Annotated in this window: 13 protein-coding genes; 7 read left to right on the forward strand and 6 right to left on the reverse strand. The window is 70.8% G+C overall.

The genetic code is table 11. The features are described 5' to 3' along the window. Positions 1-298 precede the first annotated feature (298 nt). Entirely contained in the window at positions 299-1366 is a 1068-nt protein-coding gene (gene recA, locus VGL30_RS03295) for a recombinase RecA (RefSeq protein WP_331536745.1), read from the forward strand. A gap of 344 nt (positions 1367-1710) precedes the next feature. Continuing rightward, positions 1711-4359 (forward strand): alanine--tRNA ligase, encoded by a 2649-nt coding sequence (gene alaS, locus VGL30_RS03300; RefSeq protein WP_331536747.1) that lies wholly within the window; start codon positions 1711-1713, stop codon positions 4357-4359. Positions 4360-4392: 33 nt separating this feature from the next. On the opposite strand, the gene VGL30_RS03305 is transcribed toward alaS, so the two are convergent. The 4 genes from VGL30_RS03305 to VGL30_RS03320 form a co-directional block, all read right to left on the reverse strand. After that, positions 4393-5403, reverse strand: coding sequence for an acyl-CoA dehydrogenase family protein (locus tag VGL30_RS03305; protein ID WP_331536749.1), 1011 nt, complete (start codon positions 5401-5403; stop codon positions 4393-4395). A gap of 4 nt (positions 5404-5407) precedes the next feature. Beyond that, entirely contained in the window at positions 5408-6580 is a 1173-nt protein-coding gene (locus VGL30_RS03310) for an acyl-CoA dehydrogenase family protein (protein ID WP_331536751.1), read from the reverse strand. Between the two features lie 14 nt (positions 6581-6594). Further along, positions 6595-7389: an enoyl-CoA hydratase/isomerase family protein gene (locus tag VGL30_RS03315; protein ID WP_331536754.1), complete on the reverse strand. Its 795-nt coding sequence runs from the start codon at positions 7387-7389 to the stop codon at positions 6595-6597. A 559-nt stretch (positions 7390-7948) separates the two neighbouring features. Next, positions 7949-8347, reverse strand: a complete 399-nt coding sequence (locus VGL30_RS03320) for a nuclear transport factor 2 family protein (RefSeq protein ID WP_331536758.1) — start codon at positions 8345-8347, stop codon at positions 7949-7951. A 174-nt stretch (positions 8348-8521) separates the two neighbouring features. Between VGL30_RS03320 and VGL30_RS03325 the strand changes: the two genes are divergently transcribed. After that, entirely contained in the window at positions 8522-10051 is a 1530-nt protein-coding gene (locus tag VGL30_RS03325) for a long-chain fatty acid--CoA ligase (protein ID WP_331536760.1), read from the forward strand. A gap of 34 nt (positions 10052-10085) precedes the next feature. Here VGL30_RS03325 and VGL30_RS03330 read toward each other — a convergent pair whose 3' ends face one another. After that, the gene (locus tag VGL30_RS03330; protein ID WP_331536762.1) at positions 10086-11303 is read right to left on the reverse strand and encodes an NADP-dependent isocitrate dehydrogenase; all 1218 of its coding nucleotides are present in this window, start codon (positions 11301-11303) and stop codon (positions 10086-10088) included. A 190-nt stretch (positions 11304-11493) separates the two neighbouring features. Here VGL30_RS03330 and VGL30_RS03335 point away from each other — a divergent pair, with 190 nt between their 5' ends. From VGL30_RS03335 to rpsD, 3 genes are all read left to right on the forward strand, one after another. Next, positions 11494-12273 carry an RNA methyltransferase gene (locus VGL30_RS03335; protein WP_331536764.1) on the forward strand — a complete coding sequence of 260 codons (780 nt, stop codon included), beginning with the start codon at positions 11494-11496 and terminating at the stop codon, positions 12271-12273. Beyond that, entirely contained in the window at positions 12270-13349 is a 1080-nt protein-coding gene (locus VGL30_RS03340) for an NAD(P)H-dependent flavin oxidoreductase (protein WP_331536766.1), read from the forward strand. Before VGL30_RS03335 ends, VGL30_RS03340 begins: the two co-directional genes overlap by 4 nt. Before the next feature lie 153 nt (positions 13350-13502). Then, a complete protein-coding gene (gene rpsD, locus VGL30_RS03345; RefSeq protein WP_331536768.1) occupies positions 13503-14120 on the forward strand; it encodes a 30S ribosomal protein S4 in 618 nt (205 codons plus the stop codon). A 66-nt stretch (positions 14121-14186) separates the two neighbouring features. Here the strand turns inward: rpsD and VGL30_RS03350 are convergent, their stop codons facing one another. After that, positions 14187-16322, reverse strand: coding sequence for a TonB-dependent receptor (locus VGL30_RS03350; RefSeq protein WP_331536770.1), 2136 nt, complete (start codon positions 16320-16322; stop codon positions 14187-14189). A gap of 311 nt (positions 16323-16633) precedes the next feature. Between VGL30_RS03350 and VGL30_RS03355 the strand changes: the two genes are divergently transcribed. After that, positions 16634-17890, forward strand: a complete 1257-nt coding sequence (locus VGL30_RS03355; RefSeq protein ID WP_331536772.1) for a GTP cyclohydrolase II — start codon at positions 16634-16636, stop codon at positions 17888-17890. Positions 17891-18107: the final 217 nt, after the last annotated feature.

The following is an 18107-nucleotide window of genomic DNA, read 5'->3' on the forward strand; positions in this document are numbered from 1 at the left end:
CAAAGGGCCGCTTCCGTCGTTCTATCCGTGGAGAAATCGGGATCGAACGACGCACGCGACCTGAGTGTCGAGGCTACGAAGGTTGTTCGCCCGGGACCCATCCATTCGACCCGGCGCGAGCCACCGGTCAAAACCGCCGCCAGCCCTGACATGTGTTTACCCCTGTTTACCCCCGCCGCCCCAAAAAAGAACATCTTGCGAACAGAGAACAAAGCCAGTACACATAATTTCGGTCCTGCCGGTGGATGTGCGAAGTCGCGGGGCAGGGTGGCGGAATCGTGGGATAAGGATCTTCGGGATGGCTCAGTCGACATTGAAACTCGTGGCGAAAGAAGACGGCGACAAGCAGCGGGCGCTGGAAGCGGCGCTGGCGCAGATTGATCGGGCCTTCGGCAAGGGCTCGGTGATGAAGCTGGGCGAGAAGGGCAGGATCGTCGAGATCGAGTCCATCTCCACCGGCTCGCTGGGGCTCGACCTGGCGCTGGGCATCGGCGGCCTGCCCAAAGGCCGGGTGGTGGAGATCTACGGGCCGGAAAGCTCCGGCAAGACCACGCTCGCCCTGCATGTGGTGGCCGAGATCCAGAAGGCCGGCGGCACGGCGGCCTTCGTCGACGCCGAGCATGCGCTGGACCCCTCCTACGCCCACAAGCTGGGGGTGAACCTCGACGACCTGCTGGTCTCGCAGCCGGACACCGGCGAGCAGGCCCTGGAGATCACCGACACCCTGGTGCGCTCCGGCGCGGTGGACATCGTGGTGATCGACTCGGTGGCGGCGTTGACGCCGCGCGCCGAGATCGAGGGCGAGATGGGCGACAGCCTGCCTGGCCTGCAGGCCAGGCTGATGAGCCAGGCGCTGCGCAAGCTCACCGGCTCGATCTCCAAGACCAACACCCTGGTGATCTTCATCAACCAGATCCGCATGAAGATCGGAGTGATGTACGGCAGCCCGGAGACCACCACCGGCGGCAATGCGCTGAAGTTCTACGCCTCGGTGCGCCTCGACATCCGCCGCACCGGCTCGGTGAAGATCCGCGACGAGATCGTCGGCAACAACGTCCGGGTCAAGGTGGTCAAGAACAAGGTCGCCCCGCCGTTCCGCGAGGTCGAATTCGACATCATGTACGGCGAAGGGATCTCCAAGCTGGGCGAGATCATCGACCTGGGCGTCAAGGCCGGGGTGGTCGAGAAGTCCGGCTCCTGGTTCTCCTTCAACAGCCAGCGCATCGGTCAGGGCCGCGACAACGTCCGCGAGTTCCTCAAGGCCAACAAGGACATCGCCGAGGAGATCGAAAAGGCGGTGCGCGGCGCCAAGACCAAGATCGAGGACGAACTCCTGGTCGCCCGCCCGGAGACCGAAGAGGAATAGGGACGCTTCGGCCTTCTCCCCTTGCGGAGAAGGCGGCCTCACGGAGCGAGGTCGGATGGGGTCTCTCAGGATTGTCCGGTTGGCGTGGGAAGTTCGTAGGCGCTCCACACCCAAAAGCGAGGTCCGCCCCATCCGGCCCCGTCGCTCCGGAGTCTCCAGTCGCCTCCGGACGCGCCACGGCCGTCCCGCACCGGCCCCGTGGTGACAGGGCGCCCGGGTCTACGCCGCCCGGGCGTCCTTTTTCTTTGCGGCCCGGGACCTGCGTCAGTAAACCGGCGGCATGTTGTGCGGCGCGAGACCGGCGTCGTTTGCGCCGTCCGTCGTGAGAGCCTGACCCAAACCGCATGCCCAGCCTGAATGAGATCCGCGCGAGCTTCCTGGAGTTCTTCGGGACCCGCGACCACCTGGTGGTCCCTTCGGCGCCGCTGGTGCCGCAGAACGACCCGACCTTGCTATTCGTCAACGCCGGCATGGTCCCGTTCAAGACCTATTTCACCGGCGCCGAGACCCCGCCGGCCCCGCGCGCCGCCTCCTCGCAGAAGTGCGTGCGCGCCGGGGGCAAGCACAACGACCTGGACAACGTCGGCTATACGGCCCGCCACCACACCTTCTTCGAGATGCTGGGGAACTTCTCGTTCGGCGACTATTTCAAGGAACGCGCGATCGCCCACGCCTGGGAGCTGCTCACCCAGGTCTGGAAGCTGCCGCCCGAACGCCTGGTGGTCACGGTCTACGCCACCGATGACGAGGCCTTCGACCTGTGGAAGAAGATCGCCGGCCTGCCGGACGAGAAGATCATCCGCATCGCCACCTCCGACAACTTCTGGTCGATGGGCGACACCGGCCCCTGCGGTCCCTGCTCGGAGATCTTCTACGACCACGGCGCCCACATCCCCGGCGGCCCGCCCGGCAGTCCCGACGAGGACGGCGACCGGTTCGTGGAGATCTGGAACCTGGTGTTCATGCAGTACGAGCAGCGCGGGCCGGGCGACCGGGTCGACCTGCCCAGGCCCTCCATCGACACCGGCATGGGGCTGGAGCGCATCGCCGCCGTGCTGCAGGGGGTGCACGACAACTACGACGTCGACCTGTTCCGCACCCTGATCGCCGCCTCCGAGGCGCTGACCGGCACCCGGGCGACAGGAGTGGCCGCGCCCTCGCACCGGGTGATCGCCGACCACCTGCGCGCCTCCAGCTTCCTGATCGCCGACGGGGTCAGCCCCTCCAACGAGGGGCGCGGCTATGTGCTGCGCCGGATCATGCGCCGGGCCATGCGCCACGCCCACCTGCTGGGGGCGGAGGAGCCGCTGATGCACCGGCTGGCGCCGACGCTCACCGCCGAGATGGGCGGGGCCTATCCGGAGCTGCGCCGCGCCGAGGCCGCCATCGTCGAGACCCTGCGCCAGGAGGAGGAACGGTTCCGCCGCACGCTCGGCCGCGGCATGGCCCTGCTGGAGGAGGCGACCGCCGGCCTCGCCGAGGGCGGCGTGCTGTCCGGCGACACCGCCTTCAAGCTCTACGACACCTACGGCTTTCCGCTCGACCTCACCCAGGACGCGGTGCGCGCCAAGGGGATCAGCGTCGACCTGGAGGGCTTCGACACCGCCATGGCCCGCCAGCGCGAGCAGGCGCGGGAGGCCTGGACCGGCTCCGGTCAGTCCGCCCGGTCCGCCGAGTGGTTCGCGCTGCGCGAGCGCCTGGGCCCCACCGTCTTCGTGGGCTACGACACCGTCGAGGCGGCGGCCGAGCTGCTGGCCCTGGTCGCCGACGGGGCGGAGATCGCCTCCGCCGGGCCGGGCGCCAAGGTCCGGGCGCTGTTCGACCGCACCCCTTTCTATGCCGAGAGCGGCGGCCAGGCGGGCGACGTAGGCGAGGCCGAGTGGCCCGACGGCCGCGCCCGCGTGCTCGACGCCCAGAAGCAGGTGGGCGACCTCTTCGTCCACGACCTGGAGATCCTGGAGGGGACCCTGGCCCCCGGCGCGCGGGTACGCCTGGCCGTGACGCCGGAGGTCCGCGCCACGACCCGCGCCAACCACTCCGCGACCCACCTGCTACACGCGGCGCTGCGCCATGTGCTGGGTCCGCACGTCTCCCAGAAGGGCCAGATGGTCGATGGCGAGCGCATCCGCTTCGACTTCAGCCACGGCCAGCCGGTGACACCGGCCGAGGTCGAGCGCATCGAGACCGAGGTCAATGCGGTGATCCGCCAGAACCTGCCCGCCGAGACCGCCGAGATGGCCCCGCAGCAGGCCATCGAGGCCGGCGCCATGGCGCTGTTCGGCGAGAAGTACGGTGACAGCGTCCGCGTGCTCACCCTGGGGCGGGCGCTGGGCGGGGAGGGCCCCTATTCGGTGGAGCTCTGCGGCGGCACCCATGTGGCGCGCACCGGCGACATCGCCCTGTTCAAGATCGTCTCCGAGCAGGGCGTGGCCGCGGGCGTGCGCCGCATCGAGGCGCTCACCGGCGAGGCGGCGCGCTGCTGGCTTCTGGAGCAGGCGGCCGTGGCCCGCGGCCTGGCCGAGCAGTTCAAGGTCCCGGTGGCCGAGGTCGCGGCCCGCGTCGAGGCCCTGGAGATCCAGCGCCGGCGCCTGGAGAAGAAGCTGGCCGACGCCAGGCGCCAGCTCGCCATGGGCGGCGGGGCGGGCGGCGGCGCCCCGGCCGTCGAGGAGGTGGGCGGCGTGAAGCTGATCGCCCGGGTGATGGAGGGCGTCGGCGGCAAGGACCTGCGGCCGATCGCCGAAGAGTTCAAGAAGCAGGTGGCCGACGGGGTCATCGCCCTGGTGGGCGTGGCCGAGGGCAAGGGCGCGGTGACCGTGGCGGTGACCGGGGCGGCGCAGGGACGCTTCAGCGCCGTCGACCTCGCCCGGGTGGCGGTCGCGGCCATGGGCGGCCAGGGCGCCGGCGGCCGGCCCGACTTCGCCCAGGGCGGCGCGCCGGACGGCGGCAAGGCGGCCGACGGCCTCGCGGCGGTCAAGGCGGTGCTGGCGGGATAGCGCCCTCGTTCCCGCGGAAGCGCGAGTCGCGGGTCAGCCCTGGACGTCGGCCATGATGCGGTGCTGCTCGCCCCGCCGCGTGCTGTTGATCGCCGAGAGCACGAAGGCCCGCTTCAGGTAGTGGTGGGCGTTGGCCTCCTGGGTGAAGCCCATGCCGCCGTGCACCTGGACGTTGGCCTTGCCGTTCTCCACCGCCGCGCGGCCCGCCAGGCTGCGGGCGCAGGCGACCTCGTAGCCGGCGTCGGCCGAGCCGGTGGTGAACACCAGGGTGGCGTAGAAGGCCTGGGTGTGCGCCGCTTCGGAGCGCAGCGCCATCTCGGCGCACATGTGCTTCACCGCCTGGAAGGCGCCGATCGGCTGGCCGAACTGCTCGCGCACCTTGGCGTATTCCACCGCCATGTCGCGCGCGGCCTCCGAGGCGCCGGCCAGGTAGGCGCTGATCATCAGCGAGACCCGCTGCGGGACGGCCTCGCCGCGCACGCCGGCGACGGCCGCGCCCCGGTCGATGGACGCGCGCTGCAGCTGGACGGTCTGGTCGATGGCCTCGACCTCGGTGACGTCGCGCGCGGCGGCGGCGGGGATCAGATGCGCCCTGTCGGCCTCCAGCAGCAGCAAGAGGTCCGCGCCCTCGGCGTCGATCAGCTGCACCTCCCAGGCTTCGCCGCCCGGCGTGCGGAGGTTGGCGAAGGCGGCGCGCTTTTCGCCCGAGGCCAGGGCGGCCGTCAGGTCGCCGTCGCCGGCCTCGGCCGCCACATGGACCGCGGCCATGGTGGCGATCACGGCAGGCGAGACCAGGTTGCGGCCGAACAGGCGCGAGACGGTGATTTCCTCCGGCGCGCCATAGCCCACGCCGCCCCGCTCGGCGGCGAGGCCCAGGCCGAACAGGCCCAGGCCCGCCAGGTCCGCCCAGACGGCGCGCTCGGGCCCGCCGCCGAAACCGGCATCGTCGCGCAGGCGGTCGACGGGCAGGGCGTCGCGCAGGAAGCTCTCGATGCTGTCGCTGACGAGTTGCTGGTCTTCGGTGGGAAGCAGGTCGACGATCATCGGGTCAGCTCCTGGAACGGGGCAGGCCGAGCAGCCGCTCGCCGATGGCGTTGCGGCGGATCTCCGTGGCGCCGCCGCCGATCGCCCATTTGAAGCATTCCAGGTACTCGATCGGCCATTCGCCGTAGGGCGTCTCGCGCTCGATGCCCAGCGGGCCCATCAGGTGCAGCGCCGCCTCGTGGGCGCGGCGCACGAACTCGCCGAACAGCAGGGCCACCAGGTTGCCCTCCGGCCCCGGCACGGTCTCGCGCAGGCCGCGGGAGATCGACATGGCGGTCATGGCCCGCATGGCGGCCACCTCGATGCGCAGGTCCGCGAGCATCGCCTGGGTGGCCTCGTCCTTGATCGCCGGGCGGCCGTCGACGCCGGGGGCGGTCCTGGCGATCTCCACCAGCCGCTCGACCGTGCGGGCCAGCTCCACCTGGTGGGCCACGGTGCCGGCGCCGCGCTCCATGTTCAGCGTGGTCATGGCCACGGTCCAGCCGTCGTTCAGCTGGCCCACCACGTTGGACAGCGGGACGCGGACGTTGTCGTAGAACACCTGGCAGAAGTGGGTCATCCCCGACATGGCCTTGATCGGCCGGATCTCGACGCCCGGGGTCTTCATGTCGACGATCACCCAGCTGATCCCGCGGAACTTGGTGGCGGCGGGGTCGGTGCGCACCAGGCACACCTGCAGGTCGGCGACCGGTCCGTAGCTGGTCCAGATCTTGGTGCCGTTGATCACCAGGTGGTCGCCGTCCACCTCGCCGCGGGTCTTCAGGGCGCCGAGGTCCGAGCCTGCGCCGGGCTCCGAGAAGCCCTGGCACCAGACCTTTTCGCCCTTGAGGATGTCCGGCAGGTGCCCGGCCTTCTGCGCCTCCGAGCCCCGGACGATCAGGGTGGGGCCGATGTTGCTCAGCGCCACGAACATCGAGGCCGAGGGCGGGGCGCCGGCCCGGGAATATTCCTCGTGCCAGATGAGCTCCTGCAACAGGGAAAGGCCCCGGCCGCCATAGGCCTCCGGCCAGGAGATCCCCGCCCAGCCGCCGTCGTACTGCCGGCGCTGCCAGGCGGTGTCGTATTCGCGCAGCGCCCAGCCGTCGCGCGGCCGGTGGTGGCGCGGCACGTTCTCGTGCAGCCACTGCCGCACCTCGGCGCGGAAGTCTTCGTTCTCTTTGGACTGGAGGATCTGCATGACGCCGGCCGACCCTAGCGGCCCGTGAACACGGGGGTTGCGCCGTCGACGAAGGCTTCCACGGCGATGCGGTGGTCGTCGCTCAGGTAGGACATGGTCTCCAGGCCGAGATGCCCGTCCATCTGCGCCTCGAGCTGGGCGCGCACCGACATGACCAGCGCCCGCTTGGTGGTGCGGATCGCCGTCGTCGCGCCGTTGGCGATCTTCTCGGCGATCTCGTTGACCCGCGCGTCCAGCTTGTCGGCCGGCACCGCCTCGGTGATCAGGCCGATGTCGGCGGCCTGGCGGCCGGTGATGGTCTCGCCGGTCAGCAGCAGCAGGCGGGTGCGCGCGTGGCCGGCCAGCATCGGCCACAGCACCGAGCCGCCGTCGCCGGCCGTCAGGCCCACCTTGACGTGCGGGTCGCAGATCTTGGCGGTCTCGGTGGCGATGGTGATGTCGCACATCAGCGCGACGGTGGAGCCCAGGCCCACGGCGGCGCCGTTGATCCGGCCGATCACCGGGCGGTCGCAGTCGAGCATGTTGAACAGGATGCGCTTGGCCTCGTGCATCGACTCGTTCCAACGCTGGCGGTCGTCCAGGTTGCGCTTCATCTGGGCGATGTCGCCGCCGGCGGAGAAGGCCTTGCCCTCGCCGGTCAGGATGACCACGTGGGTCTCCGGGTCCTGGCCGATCTCCGGCCACACCCGCAACAGCTCCTGGTGCATCCGCGGGTTGGTGGCGTTGCGCAGTTCGGGGCGGTTGAAGGCGACGGTGAGGATCTTGCCGTTGCGCGTGATCTTCAGGGTCTCGTAGTTCTCGTAGCGCATCGCGCCCTCCCCATGGGTCTCAGGAGCATCCGGATCGGGTTAGACCTATAGCCACGCGCCCCCCCGCGTGGGAACCCCTCTGCGACGGCGACCGGCGCAAAGAGTTAGATCATTACCTGCATTTCCGCCTTCCGCGGCGGGGCCATCGCATGGGAGTTCAACCGGAGACGCCGGGTTCTATTTCGGTGACGGTTTCCCAATCCGCCCTTAGTCCACCGTTGAAAGGACCATAGCTCGCGGCGCGAATTGGGACACCGTCACCGCCGCCTTACGTCGGTAAACACTTTTCCGAGGTGGCGAACAACACCCTTGATTTCTCGGAAATAATTATAAAATCAATGGTTTATATGACCCCCGAGGGGCTACCGGGGGCTGAGCCGGTAAACACCTGGGCGGTAAACACCCCGCGGGGGGCGGGCGCCGGAAAGCTTAGCCCAGGTGACGCTCCGCAGCAAGAACGTAGAGAGAACATCTTGGCTGTCGGACATACGCATTCCAGCGGTCCGCCCCCCTCCTTTCCTCCCCGTCCCGAGAGGGCGGGGGAGGAAGGGGCGCACGGCTACTCCCCTTCCTGGGTCGAGGCGTAGGCCTCGATCCGCCAGGCGCCGCCGGCCCGCCGCCAGACGGCCAGGTATAGGCTGTGCACCGTTTGCGGCTCGGTCTCGGAAAGCAGCCGGTAGGCCATGCTGGCCAGGCCGTCGACCAGGGCCACGTCGCCGAACACCCGCACCTGTCCGTCGCGGCGGTCGAGGGCGATGTATTCCACCGCGCCGCCGTCGCGGATGCGGCCGAGGTAGGCCTCGCGCCCCTCCCGGAAGCCGTTGAAGTGGGTGTAGGTGAAGCCCTCGCTCATCATGGCCTCCAGCGTGGCCAGGTCGCCCGCCATGGTGGCGGCGCGGCGCCGGTCGTCGGCGGCCAGCACCTCGCGAGCGGCGGCGGCGTCGGTGTTCGGGTCCATGGCGTTCCTCCTGCAGGCCGTTACGCGGCTCTCAGTCCCCACTACGGAGTTCCCGACCCCGCTTCAACGCCGGGCGCGCGGCGGCCGGACGCCCGGCCATTGACATCCCGCGGCCCGGCGGAGAGGTAGAGTTAGCTGATTGCCGCCCGAACGTGCGGCGCAGGGAGAGCCGGGATGTCCAAGTTGCGGGCCATGATCGAGGGCGTCTTCGCGGTCGATCCCGCCGCCGACGAGCTGGAGTTCGACAAGGTCTGGCAGACCTGGGGCGACCTGGCGGCGCAGATGCACGGCCTGGACGCGGCGCTGACCGGGGCGGGGCTGGGGGCCGGCGCCCGCGTCGGCGTGATCCTGCGCAACCGGCCGCAGATGGCGCCGGTGCTGGCCTGCCTGTTCTCCACCGGCCGCTGCCTGGCGACGTTGAACGGCAACGCCCCGGACGACTACCTGGCCGCCGACGTCCGCAAGGTCGAGGCGCCGGTGCTGCTGGGGCTGGCCGAGGACTGGGCGCGCCCCGGCGTGCGCGCCGCGGCCCAGGAAACCGGCGCCGTCGGCCTCGAATTGACCGGCGACCCCGAGGCGCCGGTGCGCAAGGTCGAGGACGTTCCCGGCGACCGCGCCCGATGGACGCGGCCCAGCGCCCCCGACGTCGCCATCGAGATGCTGACCAGCGGCACCACGGGCGCGCCGAAGCGGATCCCCCTGGCCTCCGCCAAGTTCGAGAAGGCGCTGCTCAGCGCCGCAGCCTACGAGAAGGGCCGCGACGAGGACGCCGCCCCCCGGCTGCGCGGCGGCGTGACCATCGTCTTCGCCCCCCTGGCCCACATCGCCGGCGTCACCGGGATCATGAACAACCTCCTGGCCGGCCGGAAGATCTGTCTGGTCGACAAGTTCTCCGTCGAGGCGTTCCGCGACGCCGTCGCCCGCCACCGGCCGAAGGTGGTGACGGCCCCGCCGGCGGCGCTGCGGATGATCATGGACGCCGACATCCCCAAGGAGGACCTCTCCAGCCTGGTCGCCTACCGCACCGGCACCGCGCCGCTGGACCCCAGGCTCGCCGACGCCTTCTACGAGCGTTACGGCGTCCCGGTGCTGCAGAACTACGGCGCCACCGAGTTCGCCGGCGGCGCGGCGGGCTGGAGCCTCGACGACTTCAAGGCCCACTGGAAGGCGAAGTGGGGCAGCGTCGGCCGCCTGAACCGCGGCGTCGAGGCCCGCGCCGTCGATCCCGAGACCGGCGACCCGCGCCCGCCCGGCGAGGAGGGCCTGCTGGAGATCCGCGGCCCCAACGTCGGCGACGGCAAGACCTATGTCCGCACCACCGACATCGCGGTGGTGGACGCCGACGGCTTCCTGTTCATCAAGGGCCGGTTCGACGGCGCGATCATCCGCGGCGGCTTCAAGATCATGCCCGACGACGTGGTCAACGCCCTGCAGCAGCACCCGTCGATCCGCGAGGCCGGCGTCACCGGCGTGGCCGACCGCCGGCTGGGGCAGGCGCCGGTGGCCGCCTACATCCTCAAGTCGGGCGCGGCTGCGCCCACCGAGCAGGAACTGAAGACCTTCCTGCGCGGCCTCCTGCTCCCCTATCAGGTGCCGATGAAGCTGCTGCAGGTGGACGAGCTCCCCCGCACGCCGTCCCTGAAGGTCAGCCAGCCCGGCCTGCAGGCGCTGTTCGAGGCGCTAGGGGACGAGGCGGAAGCCTAGCGACCGCCCACGTAATGCGCTCGTGGGCGGCGCGTCAGGCCTCGGCCAGCGCCGTCTCCAGGTTCGCCGCCACCTTGTCGATGAAGCCCTCGGTGGTGAGCCAGCCCTGCTGGTCGCCTACGAGCAGGGCGAGATCCTTGGTCATCGCGCCGCTCTCCACCGTGGAGACGCAGACCTTCTCCAGCGTCTCGGCGAAGCGCTTCAGCGCCGGGTTGTCGTCCAGCTTGGCGCGGTGCTCCAGCCCCCGGGTCCAGGCGAAGATCGAGGCGATGGAGTTGGTCGAGGTCGCCTCGCCCTTCTGGTGCTGGCGATAGTGGCGGGTGACGGTGCCGTGGGCGGCCTCGGCCTCCATGGTCTTGCCGTCCGGCGTCACCAGCACCGAGGTCATCAGGCCCAGCGAGCCGAAGCCCTGCGCCACCTGGTCGGACTGCACGTCGCCGTCGTAGTTCTTGCAGGCCCAGATGAAGGCGCCCGACCACTTCAGCGCCGAGGCCACCATGTCGTCGATCAACCGGTGCTCGTAGGTCAGGCCGGCGGCCTTGTAGCGGCCGGCGAACTCGCCTTCGAAGACCTCCTGGAAGATGTCCTTGAACCGGCCGTCGTAGGCCTTGAGGATGGTGTTCTTGGTCGACATGTAGACTGGGTACTTGCGGTCCAGGCCGTAGGCCAGGCTGGCGCGGGCGAAGTCGCGGATCGAGTCGTCCAGGTTGTACATGGCCATCGCCACGCCCGATCCCGGGTAGTTGAACACCTCGTGCTCGATGGTCTGGCCGTCCTCGCCTTCCCACTTGATGGTCATCTTGCCCTTGCCGGGCACCTTGAAGTCGGTGGCGCGGTACTGGTCGCCGAAAGCATGGCGGCCGATGATGATCGGCTGCGTCCAGCCGGGGATCAGCCGGGGCACGTTGCGGCAGATGATCGGCTCGCGGAACACCACGCCGCCCAGGATGTTGCGGATGGTGCCGTTGGGCGACTTCCACATGGACTTCAGGCCGAACTCGGCGACCCGCGCCTCGTCCGGGGTGATGGTGGCGCACTTCACGCCGACGCCATGCTTCTTGATCGCCTCGGCCGAGGCGACCGTCACCTTGTCGTCGGTGGCGTCGCGGTGCTCGATGCCCAGGTCGTAGTAGTCGAGCTGGATGTCCAGGTGCGGGAAGATCAGCTTGTCCTTGATCCACTTCCAGATGATGCGGGTCATTTCATCCCCGTCGATGTCGACGACGGGGTTGGCGACTTTGATCTTGGCCATGGGCGGGCGCGGCTCCGGGCGGACGGGAACGGGAGGGAACGGACGCCCTATAACGGTCGTTCGCCCGGACGCAAAGGCCACGCTGCGCGAGGCGCCGTCAAGCCGCAGGCCGGGTCCGTCGGCGGCGCTTTCGGACGGCGTTTTCGCGAGCGGGCTTGCCTTCGCGCGCGTCAGCGTCTGAAACCGCCGCATGACCGCCGTTTCCCCGCCCTGCGTGATCCTCGACGCCCCCCAGCTGGGCGAGAACATCGGCGCGGCCGCACGGGTGATGGCCAACTTCGGGCTGGCCGACCTGCGCCTGGTCCGCCCGCGCCACGGCTGGCCGCAGGAGCGGGCCTGGGCCGCGGCCTCCGGCGCCCACTGGCCGCTGAACGCCGCCCGGGTGTTCGACCGGGTGGAGGACGCCGTCGCCGACCTGCAGCGGGTCTACGCCGCCACCGCCCGCCCGCGGGAGCTGCGCCTGCCGGTGCTGACCCCGCGCGAGGCCGCCGCCGAGCTGGCCGAGGCGGCGGGGCAGGGGGAGGCCACCGGCCTCCTCTTCGGCGGCGAGCGGGCGGGGCTGGAGACCGCCGACATCGCCCTTTGCCAGGCGGTGGTCACTGTGCCGGTGGACGCCCGCTTCGCCTCGCTCAACCTCGCCCAGGCGGTGGCGGTGGCGGCCTACGAGTGGCGGATGACCCAGGCGGCGGCCGCTCCGTCCAAGTTCCGCCCCGGCGCGCCGCCGGCCGACGGCGCGGCCATGCTGGGCCTCTACCGGCACCTGGAGCGCGAGCTGGAGGCGGCCGGCTTCTTCCATCCGCCGGAGAAGAAGCCGTCCATGGTGCAGAACCTGCGCTCGGCGCTCGGCCGGGCGATGCTCAACGACCAGGAGGTGCGCACCTTCCGCGGCGTGGTCACCGCCCTGTCGCGCGGCCGGGGCCGGGTGCTGGAGAAGCTGGCGCGCCGCGCGGACGGGGAGGGCGAGGGATGAGCCTGCGGGCGCTGCTGGACGGCCTGCCCATCCCCATCCTGCAGGCGCCGATGCTGGGCGCCTCTTCTCCGGGCATGGCCGCGGCGGTGAGCAGGGCGGGCGGCCTGGGCGCCCTGGCCGCCGCCGGGACGGCGCCCGACGAGATCGAGCCCGCCGTCGCGGCCCTGAGGTCCGAGGCCGCCGGCCCCTTCGCGGTCAACCTGCTGATGACCACGCCGGCGGCCCCCGACCCGGGCGAGGTCGACCGGGCGCTGGCGCGCCTGGCGCCCTGGTACGCCGCGCTGGGCGCGCCCCTGCCCGCAGCGCCCAACGCCTACGCGCCCGATTTCAGCGGCCAGCTCTCGGCGCTGGTCCGCGCCGCGCCGCCCATCGCGTCCTTCGCCTTCGGCGTGCTGGACCGGACGCAGGTGGACGCGCTGCACGGGGCCGGCAGCTACGTCCTGGGCACGGCCGCCACCGTCGCCGAGGCGCGGGCCTGGGCGGCGGCCGGCGCCGACGGGATCTGCGCCCAGGGCTCCGAGGCCGGCGGCCACCGCGGCCACTTCCTGGCCGGGACCGAGGCCAGCCTGGTGGGGACGATGGCCCTGACAGCCGCCGTCCGCCAGGCGGTGGACCTGCCCGTGGTCGCCGCCGGCGGGATCATGGACGGCCGCGGCGTCGCCGCCGCCCTCGCCCTGGGCGCCAGCGCGGCCCAGATGGGCACCGCCTTCCTGCTGGCCGACCAGTCGGTGGTCAGCGCGCCCTGGCGCCGGGCGATCGAGACCGCCGGCGACGATCCCACCCGGCTCACCCGCGCCTTCACCGGCCGCCATGCGCGCGGGATCGAGAACCGCTTCATGCGCGAGCTTGGGGTCGAGGAGATGCAGGTCCCGGCCTATCCGGTGCAGAACCGCCTGACCCAGCCCCTGCGCGCCGCCGCGGCCGCCGCGGACGATCCGGAGATGATCTCGCTCTGGGCCGGTCAGGGCGTGCGGCTGGCGGTCGCGGGCGAAGCCGGCGAGCTGGTGCGCCGCTGGTGGCGCGAGGCGGGGGAGGCGGCCCAGGCGCTCGCCCGCCGCACCGCCCCGCAAGGTTGACAGCCCGGGGTCCAGACCGCATACACCGCCCCTTTCCGCCGCCGGGTCCGCCCGCGCGGTCCGGAAACCTATGACGGGTGACGCGAGACCGCCGTTGCAATCGCGCCTCTGCTTTCGGGGGCGCCGGTCCGGGTCGAGACGAAGAGAACGATCATGTCGAAGCGCCACTCGGCGAAGTACAAGCTTGACCGGCGGATGGGCGAGAACATCTGGGGTCGCCCGAAGTCCCCGATCAACACCCGCTCCTACGGCCCCGGCCAGCACGGCCAGCGCCGCAAGCAGAAGATCTCCGACTTCGGCCTGCAGCTGCGCGCCAAGCAGAAGCTGAAGGGCTACTACGGCAACCTGACCGAGAAGCAGTTCAGCCGTACCTACGACGAGGCCTCGCGCCGCAAGGGCAACACCTCGGAGAACCTGATCGCGCTGCTGGAATCGCGCCTCGACGCCATCGTCTACCGCGCCAAGTTCGTGCCGACCCCGTTCGCGGCCCGGCAGTTCGTCAACCACGGCCACGTGCTGGTGAACGGCAAGCGGGTGAACATCCCGTCCTACCGCTGCAAGGCCGAGGACGTGGTCACCGTGCGCGAGCGCTCGCGCAACATGGCCCTGGTGCTGGAGGCCCTGCAGTCGGCCGAGCGCGAGACCCCCGACTACATCGAGGTCGACACCAAGGCGATGACCGCCCGCTACATCCGCCTGCCGGAGCTCTCCGAGGTTCCGTACCCGGTGAAGATGGAGCCGAACCTCGTCGTCGAATTCTACGCGTCGTAAGACCCGTCGCCCCGCTTCCCGGCTGGGCGACGTTCCCAGCGGGGAAGGGGGTATCGGGCACGGAGCCTAGCCGAACCGCTTGGAGATCCCGACGAAGACGCCGCGCCGGGCGCCCCACTGCGGCTGGCCGACGCCCACGCCCGAGCCGTCGCGGATCAGGTAGCGCTTGTCGAAGGCGTTGATCACGTCCAGGCGCAGCTCGACGGGGTCGGTTTCCCCGAAGCTGTGGGCCAGGCCCAGGTTGACCACCGTATAGGCCGGCACCTTGCCGCCGTTGGGCGTGGCGCCGTCGGCGCGCAGGCCGCTGCCGTAGAGCAGGTCGAAGCTGGCCCGCGTCGCGCCCCAGCGCCAGGTGGCGCCCGCCGAGCCCGTGTAGCGCTGGTCGTGGTCCAGCGGGATGTAGTGGGTGGCGATGTAGGCCAGCTCGTCCGGGTCGAAGTTGAACTGGCTGGAGACGATGTTCCGCCCCTGCGCCTTGGAGATCGCGAAGTTGCCATAGGCCGTGAAGGGGCCCTGCACGTAGTTGGCGGTGAACTCCACGCCCTTCACCCGTCCGTCGCGGTAGTTGAAGGGGGTGAGGATGATCGGCGCGCCGAACTGGCCCTCGTCCAGCAGGTTCTTCACCTGCCGCAGGTAGGCGTCGACGCCGAGGGTGAACGGCCCCAGGCGCTGCTCCGCGCCCAGGTCGTAATAGTCCGACCGTTCCGCGAAGGGGGCGGTGTTGGCGTCCGGGTTGGGCGGCTCGGCGCTGGTGCCGACGAACTTGGCGATCGAGGGACTGGCGATCAGCTCGAAGGGGGAGGGGGTGAAGTAGCGGGCGTAGCCGGCGTGGGCGGTGGTGGTCGCCGTCGCGCGCCAGACCACGTTCACCCGCGGGCTGACCTGATGCTCGTTGCGGAAGTTCTCCACCTGATCGTAGCGTAGGCCGTAGTTGATGGTCAGCGGCTCGAACGGCCGCCACTCGTCCTGGATGTAGACGCTGTAGGTCCGGGCGTTGCGGCGCGAGGCGTCGGCGACGCTGATCGGCGGCCCGGCCTGCGCCCCCGTGACCGGATCGAGGGCGAAGACCTGCGAGACGGTGTCGCTCTTCGAGCGGTCGGCCTGCACGATCAGGCCGCCGCGAAGGGTGTGGGCGTCGGTCAGCTTGTAGACCCCCTCCGCCTGCAGCCCGGCCGCCAGGTCGCTCTTGCGGGCCCGCTGGGCGACGCCGGTGAACAGCAGGTCGCCCACCGGGTCGGGATCGAAGGTCAGGCGGGAATAGCGGACGAAGGCCGAGACCTGCAGGGTCACGGGGCCGGCGTCGCGCAGGTAGCTGGCGATGGCGTAGCCGGTGGTCTCGCGCTGGTTCTGGTTCAGGTTCTCGCTGGCGTAGTCGCTCAAGCCCCCGACGACGCCGGGATCGCCGGCGGGCGTGCGGTAGCCCTGGTCGGCGGCGTGGACGCCCACCGCCTGCGGGATCTGGAACTTCTGGTCCGAGACGCCGGCGATCAGGGACACGCGGCTTTCGGCGTCGAGGATGTGGTCCAGGTAGCCGAAGGCCTGGATCTGCTTCGTCCGGTCGTGGTGCGGGGTGGAGCGGCCGTCCGGCGACTCGATCCCCAGCTTGTTCTCCAGGTAGCTGCCGGAAGCGAAGAAACTGGTCGGACCGGAGGCCCCCGCCGCCTCGAAGCTCGGCTGCACGGTCCCGTGCGAGCCGCCGTAGAGCGAGACCTCGCCGCCGTTGTGGAACTGCCCGCTCTTGGTGGTGATGTTGACGACGCCCGCCGTGCGCAGGCCGTACTGGGCGGGCAGGGCGCCGGTGATCAGCTCGACGCTGTCGGCCAGGCGCGGGCTGAGGGTCTGGCCGAACACCGACAGGCCCTCGGGCAGGATCACCCCGTTCAGGCGGTACTGCAGGTTGGCGTGGTCGCCGCGCACGTGGAGCTGGCCGAAGGAGTCCTGGGTCACGCCCGGCGCCTGCAGCACCACCTGGTTGAGCGGGGTGTTCGCCCCGCCCGGCAGGTTGGCCACCGCCGCCGCGCTGATCGTGTAGCTGGAGGCGCCCAGGTCCGGCTGGATCGCCGCCCGGGCTGCATCCAGCCTGCGGGCGGTGACCACCACCTCGTCCACCGTGCCGGCGGGGGAGGGCTCCGCCGCCTGCGCCTGCGCCGCGGCGACCAGGCCGGCCGCAAGGCCTGCGCCGAAAATCAGGCTGGAATTCATCGGTCCATCTCCGGCGGCTGCGGCGACGGACGTGTTACGCAATAACATTACGACAGGTCAAGGTGATGTTATAAAATTACACTTCGTTCCCGCGTCGCAGGGTTCGTGGACAAATTCCGCGCCGGCGGGCCCCGATATCTTCGCGCCCGCCAAACAGGCGCCCCGCGACGCCGCAAGCGCCCGCCTGCACGCCGGCGCTTGCGCCCGCCGCCGACAGGGCTAGCGTCGGGTTTACCTTTTGAAGGCCTCTTGTGGGCGATAACCGCGGGCGTCTTCACGGATGGAGACGTGCGGCTGCGAGACGCCCGATCATGGTGACCAACCGACCGACCCACATCCGTCTGACCTCCCACCCGGGCGCCGGGGCGCGATCGCGCTTCCCCATCGCCTGGGGCGCGGCCACCGCGCGCGAGCGGGGACCGGTGGTCGCCACGGTGAACGCAGGCTCCGACCGCAACGCCATCGGCGCGCACGGCGGCGCCTATTCGATCTACCGGGCGCTGGCGATCTCGTCCGGCGCGCTGAACCCGGTGGTCCGCCCCGACCTCACCGACACCACGCCGGTGGTGGAGCTGGGCCCGCATCCGCAGTGGTTCGACCCCCACAGGATCGTCTCCCTGGATCCCTGGGGCCACCGGCTGGCCCAGGACTTCGCCGCGGAGCTGGCCGAGGGGCTGGACGTGCGGCCCTCGATCGCGGTGACCAAGGCCCGCATCAACCTGCCGGAGATCGCCGGGGCTGTGGCCGCCGGGCGGCTGAAGATCGACGGCGAGGTGCTGCGCGAGGGCCTGGACGTCGCCGTGACCAAGGCCGCGCTCGATCCGGTCTGGTGGCTCCCCGGGGTCGCCGAACGCTTCGGGGTCAACGAAATGGCGCTGCGGCGCACGCTCTTCGAACAGACCGGCGGCATGTATCCGGAGCTGGTCACCCGGCCGGACATCAGCGTCTTCCTGCCGCCGATCGGCGGGATCACCCTCTATATCTTCGGCGACCCGACCAGGCTGGGCGACCGCCGGGTCCCGCTGACCTGCCGGGTGCATGACGAGTGCAACGGCTCCGACGTGTTCGGCTCCGACATCTGCACCTGCCGGCCCTACCTGACCCACGGCATCGAGGAGTGCGTGCGCGGCGCCCAGGCCGGCGGCACGGGCCTGGTGGTCTACAACCGCAAGGAAGGCCGGGCGCTGGGGGAGGTGACCAAGTTCCTGGTCTACAACGCCCGCAAGCGCCAGCCCGGCGGCGACCAGGCCGCCACCTATTTCGAGCGCACCGAATGCGTGGCCGGCGTGCAGGACGCCCGCTTCCAGCAGCTGATGCCGGACGTGCTGTCGTGGCTCGGCGTGGCGCACATCGACCGCTTCGTCTCCATGTCCAACATGAAGTTCGACGCCCTGACGGGCGCCGGGATCAGCGTCGGCGAGCGCGTGCCGATCCCCGACGGCCTCGTCCCCCTCGACGCCTCGGTGGAGATGGAGGCCAAGAAGGCCGCCGGCTACTTCTCCAACGAACCGGCGCCCACGGCCGTGGACCTGACCCGCGTCATCGGCCGCGACCTTGAATCGTTTTGATGCTCCTTTCCTCCCCTGTCCCGAAGAGGACGGACCACTCGCCCCCCCGATCCGGCCAGTGGCCGGTCCGAGGGTAAACTCCGAGCGGGTGGTGGAAAGGGCGCGGGTCCTGCAGTGCGGTTCGCCCCTTTCCCCGCTCACCCCGGCGAAGGCCGGGACCCGTCTCGTGGGTTTCACCTGGGCCCCGGCCTTCGCCGGGGTGAGCGGAGTGGGGGGC

This window comes from Phenylobacterium sp. (genome assembly GCF_036502675.1).
Taxonomy (GTDB): Bacteria; Pseudomonadota; Alphaproteobacteria; order Caulobacterales; family Caulobacteraceae; genus Phenylobacterium.